Here is an 18,915-nt window from a genome sequence, read left to right as displayed (position 1 = left end):
AGGGGCCTGCGGATCCACTGACCGGTTGGCGACGGTCCTTGGCCACCCCGCACGGCGGGGCCGAGCGCTCACACCTCGACCAGCACCGTGAACGGCCCGTCGTTGACCGACTCGACGGCCATGTCCGCGCCGAACTCGCCGGTCTGCACCGTCGCGCCGCGCTCGCGCAGCGCGGCCACCACGGCGTCCACGACCGGGGCGGCGTCCTCCGGCCGGGCCGCCGCCGACCACGACGGCCTGCGTCCCTTGCGGGTGTCCCCGTAGAGCGTGAACTGGCTGATGACCAGCAGCGGCGCACCGCTGCTCGCGCACGACGCCTCGGTCCCGTCGTCGGCGCGCAGCACCCGCAGCTCGTGCAGCTTGCGGGCCATCGTCGCGGGGGAGGTGGCGTCCCCGACGTCGTCGCGGTGCACACCGAGCAGCACCAGCAGGCCGGGCCCGATCCGCCCGGTGACGCGCAGCGGGTTGCCCTCGGCGTTGCGGACCGTCACCGATGCCCGACGCACCCGGGCGGCGACCGCCCTCATCCGACCGGCCCGGCCGGGTCGGTGGCGGCCGCCCGCGGCGCGACCGGATGCGGCCAGCCGTCCACCGGCAGCAGCAGCCCGTGCCGGACGAACTCGCGCACCGCGGGCAGAGTCGCCGTGACCAGCGCGTCGGTGGGCAGGTCATGCGCGTAGGACAGCAGCGCGATCAGCTCGGAGAGCGGCAGATGCCCGCGGCACCCGGCGAGCAGCGCGGCGGCGGGGCCGTCGACCTGGTGCTCCCAACCCGGGCCGCCCCAGCGGCGCACGGTCGTCGAGAGCTCGGCCCAGCCGCCGTCCGGGTCCACCGACGAGGCACTCTCCAGCACCGTCTCCGGGGCGATCAGCAGCGTCGCACCGAGCAGGTCGGTGTCCCGGTGGTGGGCGCGCAGCCACTCGACCCGGTCCAGCCAGCCGGTCATCTCCCGGCCCAGACCCTCGCCGAGCTCACCGGGCAGGTCCTCGACGACGACGGTGGGTGCGGCGTCGGTGCGCCGCACCAGCAGGAAGCCGAACCCGACGCCTTCGACGCGTTCGGCGTCGAGCCAGTCCAGCCAGGCGTCCGCCTGCCGGCGCGCGGCGGGCGAGGACGGGACCAGGCCGGCGTCGCGCTGCCAGGTGCCGACGTGCATCGCCGGGTCGACGACCTCGCGCTGCAGCACCCACGCGTCGACCCCGGCGGGCAGCCAGGACCGCACCCGGTCCGGCCAGTCCTCGCCCCGCACGTGCAGCCAGGAACCCAGCAGCTGGGCGATCCCGCCCGGGTTGAGGCGGTCGGCGATCCCGCCGAGCAGCGCGGCCAGCGCGGCGTCCCCGGCCAGCCCGGAGTCCCGGTAGACGTAGTCGACCCGCTCGGGACCGGGTACGAACGGCGGGTTGGACACGATCTGGTCGAACCGCTCGCCCTCGACCGGGTCGAACCACGCCCCCTCCCGCAGGTCCACGTCGACGCCGGACAGCCCGCAGGACAGCCGGGCCAGCGCCAACGCGCGCGGCAGCACGTCGGTGGCGACGACGTTCACCGCGTGCCGGGACCCGTGCAACGCCTGCACCCCGCAGCCGGTGCCCAGGTCGAGCAGGGAGCCGACCGGGCGGCGCACGGTGGCGGCGGCCAGCGACAGCGACGCCCCGCCCACCCCGGTCACGTGCGCGCGGTCCTGCCGGTTGGCCGGGCTGTCGAGATCCGACACGACCCACCAGTCCGCACCCGGCTCGCCGTCGTCACCCGGTCCCTCCCCGTACGGGCGGATGTCGAGCGCCGCGCGGATGCCGTCCGGGGTCCGCCGCAGGATGCGTCCCGCCAGCAACGGGTCGAGATCACCGAGCGCGGCCGTCACCGCCGGTTCGGGCTCGGTGTCCTCCAGCAGGAACAGCCGGACCAGCGTGCCGAGCTCGCCGCCACCGCGGCTGGCCCGCGCGGCCGGTGCGGGCTCGCCGCGGGTGAGCGCGTCGTGCGCGGAGCGGCCCAGCAGGGCCCGGACGCCGTCCGGGGTGTAGCCGGCGTCGAGCAGGCAACCGCGCACTCGCTCGGTCTGCGCCGTGTCGAGGCCGGGTTCGGAAGCAGGGAGCACACCCCCATTCTCCCGTGCCATCCTTTCCGGCATGACCGGCATCTGCATCGCTCAGGAACCCGAGGCCGACGCGCTGCTGGAGCGCGAGCCGCTGGCGCTGCTGATCGGCATGCTGCTCGACCAGCAGATCCAGATGGAGGTGGCGTTCCGCGGGCCGTTGAAGCTGCACGAGCGGCTCGGCGGGCTCGACGTCCGGGTCATCGCCGACCACGACCCGGCCGAGTTCGCCGCGTTGGCCACGACCCCGCCGGCGATCCACCGTTACGGCGGTTCGATGGCCCGGCGGGTGCAGGAGATGTGCCGGGCGGTCGTCGAGGACTGGGACGGCGACCCGGAGGCGATCTGGACCCGTGGTGACCCGGACGGCCGGGAGGTGCTGCGCCGGCTGAAGGCGCTCCCCGGTTACGGCGAGCAGAAGGCGAAGATCTTCCTGGCGCTGCTCGGCAAGCAGTACGGCGTGACCCCGCAGGGCTGGCAGGAGGCCGCCGGGGACTACGGCCGTCCCGGGACCCGGCTCTCGGCCGCCGACGTCGTCGACGCGCAGACGCTGACCGAGGTGCGCGACACCAAGAAGGCGCTCAAGGCGGCGGCGCGCGAGAAGAAGGCCGCCGCGGCGGGGGGCTAGCATCGATGGCGTGCACAAGGTTCCGGAGGCACTCAGCGGCGCTCGTGTGATCGACCCGGACCAGGTCTGCGACGCCGTCGCGGTGCTGTCCGACGGCGACAAGGTCGCCGAGGCGGCCACCGTCCTGGACGTTCTCGGCGAGGTCAACCGGCTGTCCATACTGCTCGCGCTGCAGCACGCCGGCGACCTCTGCGTCTCCGACCTGGCGGTCGCCGTCGGGATGAGCGACTCGGCGGTGTCGCACGCGCTGCGGCTGCTCCGCGCGCACGGCATGGTCACCGCGCACCGGCACGGCAGACTGGTCCGTTACCGGCTGGCCGACGGGCTGCCGCGCAGGCTGCTGGAGGTGGTGTCCGCGGTGGCGGTCTCACCAGGGCGGTTGCACGCGCACGGCGGCACCGACGCCGAGTCCGAGCGGTCGGAGACCGCATGACCCCGGCCCTCGTGGAGCAGGTGCGCCCGCCGGTCCCCGAGGACAAGCTCGATCTGGAGATCGATCGGCTGCTGGACGCGCTGGACGCCGTGCACCGGGACGGCTGGTATCCCGAGCTCGAGGTCGTGCGGCCGTGGTCGGCGCACAACCCCCGGATCTCCGGTGAGTTCGCCCGGCCCAGCGCGATCCGCCGCTATCTGCACCGGGAGCTGCGCGGGCTGGTCGCCGCCGGTGCCACCGTCACCGCGCGGGCGGCGCGGCCCGCCCGCGCCTTCACCGATCCGGAGTTCTTCGCCGCGCTCGACGAGGACCGCTTCGACCTGCGGGTGAAGAAGCTCTTCCTGTTCGGGCCGGAACGGATGGCGCTGTCGCTGGACCGGCTCTCGCACTACACCGGGACGCCGGCCGAGTCGTTCCAACGCCACGTGCTGTTCACCAACTACGCGATGCACGTCGAGTCGTTCCTGGAGCGCTTCCCGGGCGCCGAACGCCCCGAGCGCGACGGCGTCCAGATGCCCGCCTATCACCATCCCCGTCCCGACGGGGACGGCGTCTCCCTGGTCAACATCGGGGTCGGCCCGGCCAACGCGAAGACGATCACCGACCATCTCGCCGTCCTCCGGCCGGACACGATGATCATGATCGGGCACTGCGGCGGACTGCGGAACCGGCAGGAGCTGGGCGACTTCGTGCTGGCGACGGCCTATCAGCGAGCCGATCACGTGCTCGACGAGGTGCTACCCGCCGATGTCCCGGTCATTCCCAGCCTGCGGCTCAACGGATACCTGATGGACGCCCTCGAACGCGCCGGCACCACGTACCGGCCCGGGGTGGTCCACACCACCGACAACCGGAACTGGGAGTTCAACCAGGCCGCGACGCTGCACCGGATGCGTCTCGCCAGGGCGGTCGCGGTGGACATGGAGTCGGCCACGATCGCGGCGAACGGGTTCCGCTACCGGATCCCGAACGCCACCCTGCTGTGCGTCTCGGACAAGCCGCTGCACGCCGAACCCAAGCTCGCCGGGGGCGCCAGGGCGTTCTACGAGGCCAGCAAGCGCAAGCATCTGGGCATCGCGCTCGACGCCGTCGAGCGGGTCCGCACCGAGCACCCGGACGGGCTGCCCGGCTCCGAGGTGCGCTCCGTCGACGAGCCGCTGCTGGGCAACGGGCCGGACGGCGCCTGACCGCCACAGGTGTCACCATGTAACGGGAGGTGGTCACGTGAGCGACCAGCGACGCGAGGACCCCGTGCTCATCACGGACGCGCAGATGTCGTACGACGAGGAGCTGGCGGTCCGCAAGCGGCGCTACAAGTGGACGATGGGCCTCCGGTTCCCCTGCATCATCCTGGCCGGGTTCTTCTACCAGATCCCCTGGCTGGCGGTGACCCTGCTGGTGGTCTCGGTCCCGCTGCCGTGGATCGCGGTGCTCATCGCGAACGATCGGCTGCCCCGCAAGGTGGAGAAGCCCAACCGGTACCGGCCCGAGCGCCGGGCCATCGAGGAGCGGCCGCACCCGGTCGTCGAGAGCGCTGACGGGGACGACGACGCGGGGCACCGCGGGCCGACCGGCTGACCGCGCCGGTGGTGCATCATGTGCGCATGACCACGACGACTCTTCCCGAGGTCGACACCCGGCCGGAGGGCACCGAGACCACCGGCGACGACACGCCGGACATGTTCCACTACGTCCAGAAGTCCAAGATCACCGAGAGTGCGGTGCTGGGCAACATGGTGGTGGCGCTGTGCGGCGAGACCTTCCCGGTCACCAAGTCGCCGAAGCCCGGCTCGCCGGTCTGCCCGGACTGCAAGAAGATCTTCGAGGGCCTGCCCAAGGGTGGCGACGACTCCTGATCCGGCTCACCCGCGGGCGAGCACCAGCCGCCGCGCGGGTGATGACGGATCGCCGGGCGCCGACGGCAGCCGCGCCTCGGTGACCAGCTCCTCCGACCGGTAGAGCTGCAACGCGGCCGTGTTCGCCGGGTGCACCTGCAGCCACAGCCTGCCGGCCGCCAGCCAGTCCGGCCGCACCCAGGCCGGGTCGTGCCCGAGCCCGTCCGGCGGGTGCGGTACGGCGGCGAGTGCCAGCGCCGTCCGGAGCAGGGCGCGGCCCAGGCCGCGGCCGCGCCGGTCGGCTGCGACGACCAGCCGGTGCAGCTCGACGCCCGGTTCGGGCCCTCGCGGCGCGGCCAGCACGAGGTAGCCGGCCGGCCCGTGGGCGTCGTCGAGGACCAGATGGGCCTTGCCGGGGTCCGTGGCGACGGTGTGGTGCCAGCGCGGCCCGGACGCCCCGAGGACCTCGACGAGTCCCGCGTCCATCCGGGCGAGCGCGGTCGCGTCGGCCGGTGCGACGCACGCTCGCAGTACCGCTCGCACCTGCACCCTCCCGCTCCCGGGCCCACGGTGGGCCCGGGAACCAGGATGGCCGATCCTCAGCGGGGGAGTGCCGACACGGCGTCGCGGACCGCGGTCTGCCACTGCTCCTCGGACGGCGCCCGGCCGGCCACGGCGATCGTGACGAGGTAGCGCCCGGCACCGATCTGCACCGTCGGCCCGGCCACCGTCTCCAGCAGCGCCGCGACGACCCCCTCGCCGGTCGTGGTGATCGGACGCGCACCGCCTGCGGCGCGGACGTGGTCGGCCGGGGTGCCGCGGTTGGTGGTGTAGACGTTCACCGCGGCGGTCGACGAACCCCCGACGGCGAAGCAGGCCCGGGTCCGTGCACCGTCGGGCCGGGCCACCTCGGCGTTGGTGGCCGGTGCGGCGGGCTCGGCGCCGAGCAGTCCGGTGAGCGCGTCGGTGCCGAGCAGGCACTCGTCCGCCAGCACGTCGGCGGTCAGCGGGGCCGTGCCGCTCGCCGCGGGGTTGCCGCGGGGGGCGAGGCCGGGCCGCGCGCGGGTGCCGGTGGTGTTCTCGGTGCTGCGGACCGGGACGGGTGGCACCGTCCTGGTCGTGACGTCGGTGCCGGTCGGGTCCGGGCTCGGGCCGGTGGGTGCGTCGGGCTCCGGCGCGGTGGGTTCCGGGAGCCGGTCGGCCGGCCCGGTGAACGAGGTCGGCGGGCCCGTCGGCGCCGCGGGCGCCCCGGTGACCGGCCCGGCAGGGCCTGCGCCGGCCGGCCACGGGGTGCCGGGCACGGTCGTGGCGCATCCCGCGACCAGGTACAGCACCGCGACCAGCGTGATCACCGTGGGCGCAGTGATCGCCCTCGGCGCCGTGGACGCCGTGGACGCCGTGGACGCAGCGGGCGCCGGGGGGCCCGGGTGCGCCGCGGACGGCGTGCGGACCGCCCCGGCCCGGACCCGGCCGCCCGCGATGGCCCGCCGTCGCTGCACCGTCTGCTCCGTCCGCATCGGCGGGAGGCTAGGGTTCGCCCGGTCGGTGCGCGGCCGTTCCGGCTCCGCGATCACGATCGCGAATCAGATTGCATGAACTCTCGCCGGACTGCATAATCATTCACCGTGGTACGCATCGCAGTGGCAGGAGCCAGTGGATACGCCGGGGGTGAGCTCCTCCGGCTGCTCCTCGCACATCCGGACGTGGAGATCGGCACGTTGACGGCGGGAGACAACGCCGGCAGCCGACTCGGCGAGCACCAGCCGCACCTGGCCCCGCTCGCCGACCGCGTCCTCGCCGAGACCACCGCGGAGAACCTCGCCGGCCACGACGCGGTGTTCCTCGCGCTCCCGCACGGCCGGTCGGCCGAGCTCGCGGCGCAGCTGGGCGGCGACACGCTGGTGATCGACTGCGGGGCCGACCACCGGCTGACCGATCCGGCGGCCTGGGACCGCTGGTACGGCGGTGAGCACGCCGGGCACTGGCCCTACGGGCTGCCCGAGCTCCCCGGCGCGCGGGAGCGGCTGGTCGGTGCGCACCGGGTCGCCGTGCCCGGCTGCTACCCGACCGGGATCAGCCTCGCGCTGTTCCCGGCGCTGGTCGCGGGCCTCGTCGAGCCGGACGTGGTGATCACCGCGGTCACCGGCACCTCCGGAGCGGGGAAGTCGCTCAAGCCGCACCTGCTGGGCGCCGAGGTGATGGGCTCGCTGTCCGCGTACGGGGTCGGCGGCGTGCACCGGCACACCCCGGAGATCGCGCAGAACCTCTCCGCAGCGCTCGGGGCGCCGGTCTCGGTGAGCTTCACCCCGGTGCTGGCGCCGCTGCCGCGCGGCATCCTGGCGTCCTGCTCGGCGCCGCTCACCGATCCGGCGACCGACACCGCGACGGTCCGGAAGGCCTACGAGAAGGCCTACGCCGGTGAGCCGTTCGTGCGCCTCCTCGGCGAGGGGCAGTGGCCCACCACCGCGCAGACCCTGGGCTCCAACCTGGTGGCGCTGCAGCTCGCCGTCGACCCGGACGCCCGGCGACTGGTCGTCGTCTCCGCGATCGACAACCTGACCAAGGGGACCGCGGGCGGGGCCGTGCAGTGCATGAACCTGGCGCTGGGCCTGCCCGAGACCACCGGCCTGCCGACGACGGGAGTGGCGCCGTGAGCGAGGCGACCGGGGTGACCGCCGCGCGGGGTTTCCGGGCGGCCGGGGTGGCGGCCGGGATCAAGAAGTCCGGCCGGGCCGATCTGGCGCTGGTGGTCAACGACGGCCCGCGCACCGAGGCGGCGGGCGTGGTCACCCGCAACAAGGTGAAGGCCGCGCCGGTGCTGTGGACCCAGCAGGTCCTCACCACCGGTGCGCTGCGCGCGGTCGTCCTGAACTCCGGGGGCGCGAACGCGTGCACCGGTCCGCAGGGGTTCCGGACCGCGCACGCGACCGCCGAGAAGGTCGCCGAGGTACTCGGCTGCGGTGCGGTCGAGGTCGCGGTCTGCTCGACCGGGCTGATCGGTGAGCAGCTCCCCGTGGGCACCGTGCTGGCCGGGGTGGAGAAGGCGGCCGGTGAGCTGGCCGCGACCCCCGAGGCCGGCACCGCCGTGGCCGCCGCGATCATGACCACCGACACGGTTCCGAAGCAGGCGCACGTCACCGACCCGGCGGGCTGGACGATCGGCGGCACCACCAAGGGCGCCGGGATGATCGCCCCCTCGATGGCGACCATGCTCACCGTGCTCACCACCGACGCCGTCGTCGAGCAGCCGATGCTGGACGCCGCGCTGCGCGAGGCGGTGCGCTACAGCTTCGACCGGCTCGACATCGACGGCTCCATGTCCACCAACGACACCGTGCTGGTGCTCGCCTCCGGTGCGTCCGGGGTGCTGGCCGATCCGGCGGTGTTCACCGCGGCGCTGACCAGGGTGTGCCGGGACCTGGCCGAGCAGATGCAGGCCGACGCCGAGGGCGTCACCAAGCGGATCACCGTCCGGGTCTCGGGCGCCGCCTCCGAGGACGACGCGGTGACCGTCGCCCGGACCATCGCCCGTGACTCCCTGGTCAAGACGGCGATGTTCGGCTCGGACCCGAACTGGGGCCGGATCGTCGCCGCCGCCGGGTACGCCGACGCCCAGCTCGATCCGGAACGGCTCGACGTGACGATCAACGGCGTGCTGCTCTGCCGGGGCGCCGTCGTCGCCGGTGACCGTGCCGACTGCGACCTCTCCGGCCCGGACGTCACGATCGAGGTCGAGCTGGGCCTGACCGGCGGCGCCGACGGCAACACCGCCGAGATCCGGACCACCGACCTGTCGCACGCCTACGTGGAGGAGAACAGTGCCTACTCCTCCTGAACCGTCCGCTCCTCGCGAACCGCTCGCGGGTCCGGACCGGCTCAAGCGGGCCGGTGAGAAGGCCGGGGTGCTGGCCGAGGCACTGCCCTGGCTGCAGCGCTTCCACGGCCGCATCGTCGTCGTGAAGTACGGCGGCAACGCGATGATCGACGAGGAGCTCAAGCAGGCGTTCGCCCGCGACATGGTGTTCCTGCGCCTGGCCGGGATCCACCCGGTCGTCGTGCACGGCGGGGGGCCGCAGATCAGCGCGATGCTGAAGCGGCTCGGCGTGCCGGGCGAGTTCCGCGGTGGCCTGCGCGTCACCACGCCGGAGACGATGGAGATCGTCCGGATGGTGCTGTTCGGCCAGGTCGGCCGGGAGCTGGTCGGGCTGATCAACGCGCACGGGCCGCTCGCCGTCGGCTTGTCCGGTGAGGACGCCGGACTGTTCACCGCACAGCGCCGCACCGCGCTGGTCGGCGGCGAGCCGGTCGACATCGGCCTGGTCGGCGACGTCACGAAGGTCAACCCGGACGCGGTGCTCGACATCATCGCGGCCGGTCGGATCCCGGTCGTTGCCGGCATCGCGCCGGACACCGACGGCCAGGTGCACAACATCAACGCCGACAGCGCGGCCGCCGCGCTGGCCGGAGCGCTGGACGCGGCGAAGCTCGTGGTGCTGACCGACGTCGAGGGTCTCTACGCGAACTACCCCGATCCCGACTCGATCATCACCTCGCTCACCGCGAGCCAGCTGGAACCGATGCTGCCCCGGCTGGAGAGCGGCATGGCCCCGAAGATGGAGGCCTGCCTGCGTGCCGTGCGGTCCGGGGTGGCGCAGGCCCACGTCATCGACGGCCGGGTCCCGCACTCGGTGCTGCTCGAGGTCTTCACACACGAGGGCGTCGGGACGATGGTGCTTCCCGATCCCGACCCGGCTGGGGGAACGACATGAGCTCGTACACGGCGCGGTGGCAGGCCGCGTTGATGAACAACTACGGCACGCCGCCGCTGACCCTGGTCCGCGGTGAGGGCTCCCGGGTCTGGGACGCCGAGGGTCGCGCCTACCTGGACCTGTACGCCGGGATCGCGGTGAACGCGCTCGGCCACGCGCACCCGGCGATCGTCGAGGCGGTGTCGGAGCAGATCCGCACGCTCGGGCACACCTCCAACTTCTTCATCACCGATCCGGCCCTGCAGCTCGCCGAGCGGCTGCAAGGCCTGCTCGGCCGTGACGACGCCCGCACCCTGCTCTGCAACTCGGGCACCGAGGCGAACGAGGCCGCCTTCAAGATCGCGCGCCGGACCGGCCGGCCGGGGATCGTCGCCTGCGAGGGCGCGTTCCACGGTCGCACGATGGGAGCGCTCGCGCTGACCGGGCAGCCCGCCAAGCGGGCCCCGTTCGAACCGATGCCGCCCGGTGTTCGCCACATCCCGTTCGGCGACCTGGACGCGCTCGACGCCGCCGTCACCACCGACACCGCCGCGGTGTTCCTGGAACCGATCCTGGGCGAGGCCGGTGTCGTGGTGCCGCCCGAGGGCTACCTCGCAGGCGCCCGCCGGATCACCGCGGAGCGCGGCGCACTGCTGGTGCTCGACGAGGTGCAGACCGGCATCGGCCGCACCGGCCGCTGGTTCGCCCACCAGGCCGACGGCATCGTCCCCGACGTCGTCACGATGGCGAAGGGCCTCGGCGGCGGGCTGCCCATCGGTGCCTGTGTCGCGATCGGGGAGGCGGCGACGCTGCTCGAGCCGGGCCAGCACGGCACCACCTTCGGCGGCAATCCGATCTGCTGCGCCGCAGCGCTCGCGGTGCTCGACACGATCGCCACCGACGGCCTGCTGGAGCACGTCGACCGGATCGGCAAGGAACTCCGCGGCGGGACGGAGAACCTCGGCCACCCGCTGCTCTCCGACGTGTCCGGTGCCGGCCTGCACATCGGGATCGGACTGCGCCACCCGGTGTCGGCGCAGGTCGTCTCCGCCGCGCGGGAGGCGGGCCACCTGGTCAACAACGCGACGCCGGAACGGCTCCGGCTGGCCCCGGCGCTGACCTTCGGCGACGAGGAGGTGGCCGAGTTCCTGGGCGCGCTCCCCGCGATCCTGGACGCCGCCGCCGCGGTGGAAGGGCAGGGCAGCTGATGGTCCGCCACCTGCTGCGCGACGACGACCTGTCGCCCGCCGAGCAGGCCGAGGTCCTCGACCTCGCCGACCGGCTCAAGGCCGACCCCTTCGCCGAGCGCCCGCTGGCGGGGCCGAGGGCGGTCGCGGTGGTCTTCGACAAGTCCTCGACCCGCACCCGGGTCTCGTTCGAGACCGGGATCACCCAGCTCGGCGGCACCGCGGTCGTGCTGGACGGGAACACCAGCCAGCTCGGGCGCGGGGAGACCATCTCCGACACCTCCCGGGTGCTGTCCCGCTACGTCGACGCGATCGTGTGGCGCACCTCGGGCCAGGAGCGGATCGAGGAGATGGCAGCGGCCGCGACGGTGCCGGTGGTCAACGCGTTGACCGACGCCTTCCACCCGTGCCAGATCCTCGCCGACCTGCAGACGATCCGGGAGCGGCTCGGCGGCACGGCCGGCCGCACGCTCACCTACCTCGGGGACGGTGCGAACAACGTCGCGCACTCGTTGCTGCTCGGCGGCACGACCGCCGGGATGCACGTGCGGATCGCTGCACCGGACGGGTTCACCCCCGATCCGGAGGTGCTGCGTGACGCGAAGGGGCGTGCCGAGCAGACCGGTGGCTCGGTGACGCTCATCGCCGATCCGACGGCCGCCGTCGACGGGGCCGAGGTGCTCGTGACCGACACCTGGACGTCGATGGGGCAGGAGCGCGACGGCCTCGACCGGGTCGCACCGTTCCGGCCGTACCAGGTCAACACCGAGCTGCTGCACCGCGCCGCGCCCGGGGCGATCGTGTTGCACTGCCTGCCCGCACACCGTGGCGACGAGATCACCGACGAGGTGCTCGACGGCCCGGCCAGCGCCGCGTGGGACGAGGCGGAGAACCGGTTGCACGCGCAGAAGGCGCTGCTGACGTGGCTCCTGGAGCGATGAAGGGGGCTCGTGGCGGCGCAGCGACCCGGGTCGCACGGCAGGCCCGGATCGTCGAGCTGATCTCCGAGCGCGCCGTGCGCAACCAGAGCGAGCTGCTGACACTGCTGCGCGCCGAGGGCATCGAGACGACCCAGGCCACGCTCTCGCGTGATCTCGACGAGCTGGGCGCGATCAAGGTGCGCGGCGCGGACGGCGGTGCGCCGGTCTACCTCATCCCCGAGGACGGCAGCCCGGTGCGCGGCGTCGAGGGTGGCACCGGGCGGTTGTCCCGGTTGCTGGGGGAGCTGCTCGTCTCCGCGGACGCGAGTGGGAACCTGGCCGTGCTGCGTACCCCGCCCGGGGCGGCGCACTACCTGGCCAGCGCGCTGGACCGGGCCGCACTGCACGACGTCGTCGGCACGATCGCCGGTGACGACACCCTCCTGGTGGTGGCCCGTGAGCCGCTCACCGGTGAGGAACTGCTCGCGCTGCTGCGCGAACTCTGAGCGAACTCTGACGAAGGAGCATCCATCCCGTGAGCAAGGTCCTGAGCTCCCTCCCCCGGGGCGAGCGCATCGGCATCGCGTTCTCCGGAGGGCTCGACACCTCCGTGGCGGTCGCGTGGATGCGCGACAAGGGCGGGATCCCGTGCACCTACACGGCCGATCTCGGCCAGTACGACGAGCCGGACATCTCCGGGGTGCCCGAGCGGGCCAGGGAGTACGGGGCGGAGATCGCCCGCGCGGTGGACATCAAGCCGCAGCTGGTCGACGAGGGTCTCGCGGCACTGGCGTGCGGTGCGTTCCACATCCGCTCCGGCGGCAAGACCTACTTCAACACCACGCCGCTGGGCCGGGCGGTGACCGGGACGCTGCTGGTCCGGGCGATGCAGGCCGACGACGTCAACATCTGGGGCGACGGTTCGACGTTCAAGGGCAACGACATCGAGCGGTTCTACCGCTACGGCCTGCTGGCGAACCCGGGCCTGCGGATCTACAAGCCGTGGCTGGACGACGCGTTCGTCTCCGAGCTGGGCGGGCGCGACGAGATGAGCCGGTGGCTGACCGAGCACGGGCTCCCCTACCGGGACTCGGCGGAAAAGGCGTACTCGACCGACGCGAACATCTGGGGCGCCACGCACGAGGCCAAGACGCTCGAGCAGCTCGACGTGTCCCTGGAGACCGTCGAGCCGATCATGGGCGTGAAGTACTGGGACCCGGCGGTCGAGATCGAGACCGAGGACGTCTCGGTCACGTTCGAGGGCGGCTACCCGGTGGCGATCAACGGGAAGCGCTTCGGCAACCGGGTCGACCTGGTGCGCGAGGCGAACGCCGTCGGCGGCCGGCACGGTCTCGGCATGTCCGACCAGATCGAGAACCGGATCATCGAGGCGAAGTCGCGCGGCATCTACGAGGCGCCCGGCATGGCGCTGCTGTTCATCGCCTACGAGCGGTTGGTCAACGCGATCCACAACGAGGACACCGTCGCCAACTACCACGCCGACGGGCGCAAGCTTGGCCGGCTGCTCTACGAGGGGCGCTGGCTCGACCCGCAGGCGCTGATGGTGCGCGAGGCGATCCAGCGCTGGATCGCGTCGGTGGTCAGCGGCACGGTGACGTTGCGCCTGCGCCGCGGCGACGACTACACGATCCTCGACACCGACGGGCCCGGGTTCTCCTACCACCCCGACCGGCTCTCGATGGAGCGGGTGGAGAACGCCGCGTTCGGGCCGGCCGACCGGATCGGGCAGCTCACCATGCGCAACCTCGACATCGCCGACTCGCGCGCGAAGCTGGAGACCTACGCCGGGCAGCCGCCGGAGCAGGGGACGGTGCTCGTCGAGCACGGCACGCTGTTCGGGGAGCTGCCCTCCGGTGGTTTCGACCGGATCGCCGGGGCCGGCGAGGGGAGCGGGGACAACGAGACCCTCCTCGACGAGGCCGCCCTGGAAGCGGGCACCGACTGATGGCCGGGGAGAGCAGCGGCACCGGATCCGCGCTGTGGGGCGGCCGGTTCGCGTCCGGCCCGGCCGATGCGCTGGCCGCATTGAGCAGGTCCACCCAGTTCGACTGGGTGCTGGCGCCCTACGACATCCGGGGCTCCCGGGCGCACGCCCGCGTGCTGCACGGCGCCGGACTGCTGTCGGACGACGAGCTCACCGGCATGCACAAGGCGCTCGACGAGCTGGCCGCCGACGTCGAGTCCGGCACGTTCGTTCCCGAACCGGGCGACGAGGACGTGCACACGGCGCTGGAACGCGGCCTGATCGAGCGGGCCGGTCCGGACCTCGGCGGGAAGCTGCGGGCCGGCCGGTCGCGCAACGACCAGGTCGCGACCCAGTTCCGGATGTGGTTGCGGGACGCGACCCGGCGGGTCGCGGACGGCGTGCTCGGCGTCGTCGACGCCCTGATCGACCAGGCGCAGGCGCACCCGGGTGCGCCGATGCCCGGCCGCACGCACCTGCAGCACGCGCAGCCGGTGCTGCTCGGCCACCAGCTGGGCGCGCACGCGCACGCGCTGCTGCGCGACGTCGACCGGCTGCGCGACTGGGACCGACGTAGCGCGTACTCGCCCTACGGGTCGGGTGCGCTGGCCGGGTCCTCGCTCGGGCTGGACCCGGAGGCCGTCGCCGCCGAGCTGGGTTTCACCGGTTCGGCGGCGAACTCGATCGACGGGACGGCCTCGCGGGACTTCGCCGCCGAGGCCGCGTTCGTGCTCGCGATGATCGGGGTCGACCTCTCCCGGCTGTCCGAGGAGGTCATCCTCTGGGCGACCGCCGAGTTCGGCTACGTCACCCTCGACGACGCGTACTCCACCGGCAGCTCGATCATGCCGCAGAAGAAGAACCCGGACGTCGCCGAGCTCGCCCGGGGCAAGTCCGGGCGCCTGGTCGGCAACCTGGCCGGGCTGCTCACCACGCTCAAGGGTCTGCCGCTGGCGTACAACCGGGACCTGCAGGAGGACAAGGAGCCACTGTTCGACTCGGTCGCCCAGCTGGAGCTCCTGCTGCCCGCGGTGGCCGGCATGGTGGCGACCCTGACCTTCCACACCGACCGGCTCGCCGAACTGGCCCCGGCCGGGTTCACGCTCGCCACCGACGTCGCGGAGTGGCTCGTCCGCCGGGGCGTCCCGTTCCGGGTGGCGCACGAGGCCGCGGGCGGCTGTGTCCGGGCCGCCGAGGCACGCGGCGTCGGCCTGGAGGACCTGACCGACGCCGAGCTGGCCGCCGTGCACCCGGCGCTGGACCCGAGTGTTCGCGAGGTGCTGACCGTGGAAGGCTCCATCGCGTCGCGGAACGCGCGGGGCGGCACGGCAGGCGACCGCGTCGCCGAGCAGCTGGCCGACCTGCGCACCGAGGCGGCCGCAGCGAGAGAGTTCACCGGAGGAACCGCATGACCGACCCTGCCGCAGCCTACGAGGAGCTCAAGGCCGCAGGCCTGAAGCTGGACCTGACCCGGGGCAAGCCCTCGTCCGAGCAGCTGGACCTGTCGAGCGCGTTGCTGGGCCTGCCCGGCGCCGATCGGTACCGCGCCGCGGACGGCACCGACACCCGCAACTACGGCGGCCTGCAGGGTCTGCCCGAGCTGCGCGAGATCTTCGCGCCCTCGTTGCAGGTGCCGGTCGACCAGCTGGTGGCCTGGAACAACTCCAGCCTGGAGCTGATGCACGACGTCCTCGTGCACGCCCTGCTCTCCCCGGTCCCGGGCGCCCCGACCCGCTGGGTGGACGCCGGCCGGGTCGCCTTCATCGCGCCCGTCCCCGGTTACGACCGGCACTACGGGGTCTGCGAGCGTCTCGGGATCGACCTGGTCTCCGTGCCGATGACGGTGGACGGCCCGGACATGGACGAGGTCGAGCGGCTGGTCGCCGACGACCCGTCGATCAAGGGCATCTGGTGCGTGCCGAAGTACTCCAACCCGGACGGGGCCGTGTACTCCGACGAGGTCGTCCGCAGGCTCGCCTCGATGTCGACCGCGGCGCCCGACTTCCGGATCATGTGGGACAACGCGTACGCGGTGCACCACCTGACCTCCGACGAGATCGAGATCGCGGACGTGCTGGCGCTCGCCGCCGAGGCGGGCAACCCGGACCGGCCGTTCGTGTTCGGATCCACGTCGAAGATCACTCTCGCCGGCGCGGGCGTCGCGTTCTTCGGCGCCTCCGGTGCGAACGTCGACTGGTGGCTCAAGCTCACCTCGAAGCGGTCCATCGGCCCGGACAAGGTCAACCACCTGCGGCAGGCGCTGTTCCTGAAGGACGAGGCCGGTCTGCGCGCCCACATGGCTGCGCACCGTGAGCTGATCGCGCCGAAGTTCGCGGCGGTGGAGCGGTTGCTCACCGAGGCCTTCGCCGACACCGACGGTGTGAGCTGGACGACGCCGAAGGGCGGGTACTTCGTCAGCCTCACCGTGCCCGACGGGCTCGCCTCGGAGGTCGTGCGGCTGGCCAGGGAGGCCGGTGTCGTGCTGACTCCGGCCGGGGCGACGCACCCGTTCGGCAAGGACCCGCAGGACGCGACGATCCGGCTCGCTCCGACCCTGCCCCCGCAGGACGAGGTCGAGAAGGCGATGGCCGGCGTGGTCACCTGCGTACAGCTCGCTCTGTCCCGCCGCTGAGTGGCGGACGGTACGGCCGGCGGACCCGCCCGGTGGACCCCGTGGGGTGACCGGGCGGACCCGCGGGCGCTGCTCGACCGGTCCGAGCTGGCGATCGATGTGCTCCCCGCAGCGGAACGACTGCTGGGCTGCGTGCTGGAGGCCGACACCCCGGACGGGACCGTCGCGGTGCGCCTGGTCGAGGTGGAGGCCTACCGCGGGGCGGACGACGCGGCGTCGCACAGCCACCGCGGCCGCACCCCGCGCAACGCGGTGATGTTCGGACCGGCGGGCCACCTCTACGTCTACTTCGTCTACGGCATGCACTTCTGCGCGAACGTGTCCTGTCTGTCCGAGGGCGAGGCGGGCGCGGTGCTGTTCCGGGCCGGTGAGGTGCTCAGCGATCCCGGGGTCGCCCGGGTCCGGCGTCCGACCGCGCGGACCGACGCCGAGCTGGCCCGAGGCCCGGCCCGGCTCGCCTCGCTGCTCGGGCTCGGTCGCGAGGACGGCGGCACCGACCTGACCGATCCGTCGTCCCGGGTCCGCCTGGTGGCCGGCGAGCCCGTCGCGCCGTCGGCGATCCGCCGCGGACCGCGGGTGGGCGTCGCGGCTGCGGCGGAGCTGCCCTGGCGGTTCTGGCTCGACGGTTCGCCTGCGGTGAGCGCCTACCGGGCCGGTGGGAAGCGCTCGCGGCGCCGGACCGGGTGACCCCGGGGACGAGCTGTGCTGCGGTCGGCCGGGCCCGGCCGGGGGCCCGGCGGCGACCCGGGTGCGCGGTGGGTCGGGCGGCGGCGAAGATGGTGGCGTGAGTACGGACATCCTGGACGACCTCGAGTGGCGTGGGTTGATCGCGCAGAGCACCGACCGCGACGCGCTCGCGAAGGAGCTTGCCGGCGACGGGCCGGTCACCCTCTACGCGGGGTTCGACCCGACCGCGCCGAGCCTGCACGCCGGGCACCTGGTCCAGATGCTCACGCTGCGCCGGTTCCAGGAGGCCGGGCACCGGCCGGTGATCCTCGCCGGGGGAGCGACCGGGATGATCGGCGACCCGCGGGACGTGGGGGAGCGCTCCCTGCACGACGAGACGACCGTCGCCGAGTGGACCGGCCTGATCCGCGGGCAGCTGGAGCGGTTCGTCCGCTTCGACGACTCGCCGACCGGTGCACTGACGGTCAACAACCTGGACTGGACCGGGCAGCAGACGGTGCTGGAGTTCCTCCGGGACCTGGGCAAGCACTTCCCGGTCAACACGATGCTCGCCCGTGAGACGGTGAAGCGCCGGCTCGCCGCCGACGGCATGTCCTACACCGAGTTCAGCTACCTGCTGCTGCAGTCCCAGGACTACCTGCACCTGCACCGGACCCTCGGCTGCCGGTTGCAGATCGGCGGCTCGGACCAGTGGGGCAACATCGTCGGCGGTGTCGACCTCATCCGGCGGGTCGAGGGCGCGCACGTGCACGCGTTGACCACCCCGCTGGTGACGGACTCGGAGGGACGCAAGTTCGGCAAGTCCACCGGGGGCGGGAACGTCTGGCTCGATCCGGAGCGGACCTCGCCCTACGCCTGGTACCAGTACTTCGTCAACGTCGCTGACAGCGACGTCCTCGGTTTCCTGAAGCTGTTCACCTTCCTCGGCCGGGAGGAGATCGAGGCCCTCGCGGTCGAGCTCACCGAGAAGCCCCATCTGCGCAGCGCCCAGCGACGGCTCGCCACCGAGCTCACCACCCTGGTGCACGGCGAGGAGCAGACCCGTCAGGTGACGACGGCGAGCCAGGCGTTGTTCGGCCGTGCCGAGCTCGCCGACCTCGATGCGCGCACCCTGGACGCCGCCCTCGCGGAGGTCCCGCACACCGACAGCGGCGGGACGGACACGATCGTCGACCTCCTCGTGGCGACGGGCCTCACCGAGAGCAAGGGCGCCGCCCGCCGTGCCGTGAAGGAAGGCGGCGCCTACGTCAACAACGTGAAGGTGACCGACGAGGACTGGATCCCGGGTGCCGACGACGCGCTCGACGGTGGCTGGCTGGTGGTCCGGCGCGGGAAGCGCAACCTGGCCGGGGTGCGCCTCGTTCGGTAGTAGTACCCGGTCTGACCTGCGTCGATGACCAGAAGGGGACCCCCCTGACAGCCGCCTCGGACGGGTCCTGTAACTTTCTTCCTGTCGCCGAGACGGGACGGAGAGCGCAAGGCGGGCCGAGAGGCCAGACCGCGCGACCGGACCGAAGGCGGCGGCCTCGGATCCCCATCATGGTGGGTGTCCAGCCGCCCGAAGCAAGGGGTTGACCCTGAGCTCCGGTACAAGTAGTATAAGAGAGTTGCCTCCTTACGGAGTCAGCTCGAATGCCCCCGGAAGCACCGACCCGAGGTCGGGATAGCCGGAGCGCGGGTGTCTTTTGAGAACTCAACAGTGTGTCGAGCTATTTTTTGGCGTTTTGTGCCATGTTGTTTGTGCCATGGTTCGTCGATCCCGTCGGCGA

Annotated in this window: 20 protein-coding genes; 16 read left to right on the top strand and 4 right to left on the bottom strand. The window is 73.0% G+C overall.

From position 1 onward, the window contains the following. Positions 1–68: 68 nt before the first annotated feature. Both dtd and AB0J24_RS14295 read right to left on the bottom strand, forming a co-directional pair. Complete coding sequence (gene dtd / locus AB0J24_RS14300) at positions 69–527, bottom strand: D-aminoacyl-tRNA deacylase (RefSeq protein ID WP_358680634.1); 459 nt, start codon at positions 525–527, stop codon at positions 69–71. Continuing rightward, positions 524–2,095, bottom strand: a complete 1,572-nt coding sequence (locus tag AB0J24_RS14295) for a methyltransferase (protein ID WP_358680631.1) — start codon at positions 2,093–2,095, stop codon at positions 524–526. The genes dtd and AB0J24_RS14295 overlap by 4 nt, the downstream gene beginning before the upstream one ends. Positions 2,096–2,126: 31 nt before the next feature. Between AB0J24_RS14295 and AB0J24_RS14290 the strand changes: the two genes are divergently transcribed. Genes AB0J24_RS14290 through AB0J24_RS14270 form a run of 5 tightly spaced genes read left to right on the top strand, consistent with a single transcriptional unit; the run spans position 2,127 to position 5,009 of the window. Beyond that, the gene (locus AB0J24_RS14290; RefSeq protein WP_358680628.1) at positions 2,127–2,720 is read left to right on the top strand and encodes an HhH-GPD-type base excision DNA repair protein; all 594 of its coding nucleotides are present in this window, start codon (positions 2,127–2,129) and stop codon (positions 2,718–2,720) included. A gap of 10 nt (positions 2,721–2,730) precedes the next feature. After that, on the top strand, positions 2,731–3,153 hold the full coding sequence (locus AB0J24_RS14285; protein WP_358680625.1) for a metalloregulator ArsR/SmtB family transcription factor: 423 nt from the start codon (positions 2,731–2,733) through the stop codon (positions 3,151–3,153). After that, positions 3,150–4,340, top strand: coding sequence for an AMP nucleosidase (locus AB0J24_RS14280; RefSeq protein ID WP_358680622.1), 1,191 nt, complete (start codon positions 3,150–3,152; stop codon positions 4,338–4,340). The genes AB0J24_RS14285 and AB0J24_RS14280 overlap by 4 nt, the downstream gene beginning before the upstream one ends. 37 nt (positions 4,341–4,377) lie before the next feature. Next, complete coding sequence (locus tag AB0J24_RS14275; protein WP_358680619.1) at positions 4,378–4,731, top strand: DUF3099 domain-containing protein; 354 nt, start codon at positions 4,378–4,380, stop codon at positions 4,729–4,731. 26 nt (positions 4,732–4,757) lie between these two features. Next, positions 4,758–5,009 carry a DUF3039 domain-containing protein gene (locus tag AB0J24_RS14270; protein WP_085916132.1) on the top strand — a complete coding sequence of 84 codons (252 nt, stop codon included), beginning with the start codon at positions 4,758–4,760 and terminating at the stop codon, positions 5,007–5,009. 6 nt (positions 5,010–5,015) lie between these two features. Here AB0J24_RS14270 and AB0J24_RS14265 read toward each other — a convergent pair whose 3' ends face one another. Continuing rightward, a complete protein-coding gene (locus tag AB0J24_RS14265; RefSeq protein ID WP_358680616.1) occupies positions 5,016–5,537 on the bottom strand; it encodes a GNAT family N-acetyltransferase in 522 nt (173 codons plus the stop codon). A gap of 50 nt (positions 5,538–5,587) precedes the next feature. After that, positions 5,588–6,505 (bottom strand): hypothetical protein, encoded by a 918-nt coding sequence (locus AB0J24_RS14260; protein ID WP_358680614.1) that lies wholly within the window; start codon positions 6,503–6,505, stop codon positions 5,588–5,590. Positions 6,506–6,613: 108 nt separating this feature from the next. Here AB0J24_RS14260 and argC point away from each other — a divergent pair, with 108 nt between their 5' ends. The 11 genes from argC (at position 6,614) to tyrS (ending at position 18,515) form a co-directional block, all read left to right on the top strand. Next, positions 6,614–7,642, top strand: coding sequence for an N-acetyl-gamma-glutamyl-phosphate reductase (gene argC / locus AB0J24_RS14255; RefSeq protein ID WP_358680611.1), 1,029 nt, complete (start codon positions 6,614–6,616; stop codon positions 7,640–7,642). After that, the gene (gene argJ / locus AB0J24_RS14250; RefSeq protein WP_358680608.1) at positions 7,639–8,823 is read left to right on the top strand and encodes a bifunctional glutamate N-acetyltransferase/amino-acid acetyltransferase ArgJ; all 1,185 of its coding nucleotides are present in this window, start codon (positions 7,639–7,641) and stop codon (positions 8,821–8,823) included. The genes argC and argJ overlap by 4 nt, the downstream gene beginning before the upstream one ends. Then, complete coding sequence (argB, locus tag AB0J24_RS14245; protein ID WP_358680605.1) at positions 8,807–9,757, top strand: acetylglutamate kinase; 951 nt, start codon at positions 8,807–8,809, stop codon at positions 9,755–9,757. Before argJ ends, argB begins: the two co-directional genes overlap by 17 nt. Continuing rightward, positions 9,754–10,944 carry an acetylornithine transaminase gene (locus AB0J24_RS14240; RefSeq protein ID WP_358680602.1) on the top strand — a complete coding sequence of 397 codons (1,191 nt, stop codon included), beginning with the start codon at positions 9,754–9,756 and terminating at the stop codon, positions 10,942–10,944. The genes argB and AB0J24_RS14240 overlap by 4 nt, the downstream gene beginning before the upstream one ends. Continuing rightward, complete coding sequence (argF, locus tag AB0J24_RS14235; protein WP_358680599.1) at positions 10,944–11,864, top strand: ornithine carbamoyltransferase; 921 nt, start codon at positions 10,944–10,946, stop codon at positions 11,862–11,864. Before AB0J24_RS14240 ends, argF begins: the two co-directional genes overlap by 1 nt. Further along, on the top strand, positions 11,861–12,349 hold the full coding sequence (locus AB0J24_RS14230) for an arginine repressor (RefSeq protein WP_358680597.1): 489 nt from the start codon (positions 11,861–11,863) through the stop codon (positions 12,347–12,349). The genes argF and AB0J24_RS14230 overlap by 4 nt, the downstream gene beginning before the upstream one ends. A gap of 29 nt (positions 12,350–12,378) precedes the next feature. Further along, positions 12,379–13,809: an argininosuccinate synthase gene (argG, locus tag AB0J24_RS14225; RefSeq protein ID WP_358680594.1), complete on the top strand. Its 1,431-nt coding sequence runs from the start codon at positions 12,379–12,381 to the stop codon at positions 13,807–13,809. Continuing rightward, positions 13,809–15,239: an argininosuccinate lyase gene (gene argH, locus AB0J24_RS14220; protein ID WP_358680591.1), complete on the top strand. Its 1,431-nt coding sequence runs from the start codon at positions 13,809–13,811 to the stop codon at positions 15,237–15,239. The genes argG and argH overlap by 1 nt, the downstream gene beginning before the upstream one ends. Beyond that, complete coding sequence (locus AB0J24_RS14215) at positions 15,236–16,459, top strand: aminotransferase class I/II-fold pyridoxal phosphate-dependent enzyme (protein WP_358680588.1); 1,224 nt, start codon at positions 15,236–15,238, stop codon at positions 16,457–16,459. Before argH ends, AB0J24_RS14215 begins: the two co-directional genes overlap by 4 nt. A 69-nt stretch (positions 16,460–16,528) precedes the next feature. Then, positions 16,529–17,146 carry a DNA-3-methyladenine glycosylase gene (locus AB0J24_RS14210; protein WP_358681068.1) on the top strand — a complete coding sequence of 206 codons (618 nt, stop codon included), beginning with the start codon at positions 16,529–16,531 and terminating at the stop codon, positions 17,144–17,146. Positions 17,147–17,243: 97 nt separating this feature from the next. Continuing rightward, positions 17,244–18,515: a tyrosine--tRNA ligase gene (gene tyrS / locus AB0J24_RS14205; RefSeq protein WP_358680585.1), complete on the top strand. Its 1,272-nt coding sequence runs from the start codon at positions 17,244–17,246 to the stop codon at positions 18,513–18,515. Positions 18,516–18,915 lie beyond the last annotated feature (400 nt).

Origin of the sequence: Pseudonocardia sp. NPDC049635 (assembly GCF_040659795.1) — a bacterium.
GTDB lineage: Bacteria > Actinomycetota > Actinomycetes > Mycobacteriales > Pseudonocardiaceae > Pseudonocardia.
Note: the sequence above shows the minus strand (reverse complement) of the source record. Positions and strands in the feature narration are given on the sequence as shown.

What these genes read in the sequence shown, in the direction of transcription:
- dtd (WP_358680634.1), bottom strand. Translation starts at nt 527, where the DNA reads ATGAGGGCGGTCGCCGCCCGGGTGCGTCGGGCATCGGTGACGGTCCGC.
- argH (WP_358680591.1), top strand. Translation starts at nt 13,809, where the DNA reads ATGGCCGGGGAGAGCAGCGGCACCGGATCCGCGCTGTGGGGCGGCCGG.
- AB0J24_RS14270 (WP_085916132.1), top strand. Translation starts at nt 4,758, where the DNA reads ATGACCACGACGACTCTTCCCGAGGTCGACACCCGGCCGGAGGGCACC.
- AB0J24_RS14290 (WP_358680628.1), top strand. Translation starts at nt 2,127, where the DNA reads ATGACCGGCATCTGCATCGCTCAGGAACCCGAGGCCGACGCGCTGCTG.
- AB0J24_RS14280 (WP_358680622.1), top strand. Translation starts at nt 3,150, where the DNA reads ATGACCCCGGCCCTCGTGGAGCAGGTGCGCCCGCCGGTCCCCGAGGAC.
- AB0J24_RS14230 (WP_358680597.1), top strand. Translation starts at nt 11,861, where the DNA reads ATGAAGGGGGCTCGTGGCGGCGCAGCGACCCGGGTCGCACGGCAGGCC.
- AB0J24_RS14240 (WP_358680602.1), top strand. Translation starts at nt 9,754, where the DNA reads ATGAGCTCGTACACGGCGCGGTGGCAGGCCGCGTTGATGAACAACTAC.
- AB0J24_RS14215 (WP_358680588.1), top strand. Translation starts at nt 15,236, where the DNA reads ATGACCGACCCTGCCGCAGCCTACGAGGAGCTCAAGGCCGCAGGCCTG.
- argF (WP_358680599.1), top strand. Translation starts at nt 10,944, where the DNA reads ATGGTCCGCCACCTGCTGCGCGACGACGACCTGTCGCCCGCCGAGCAG.
- AB0J24_RS14260 (WP_358680614.1), bottom strand. Translation starts at nt 6,505, where the DNA reads ATGCGGACGGAGCAGACGGTGCAGCGACGGCGGGCCATCGCGGGCGGC.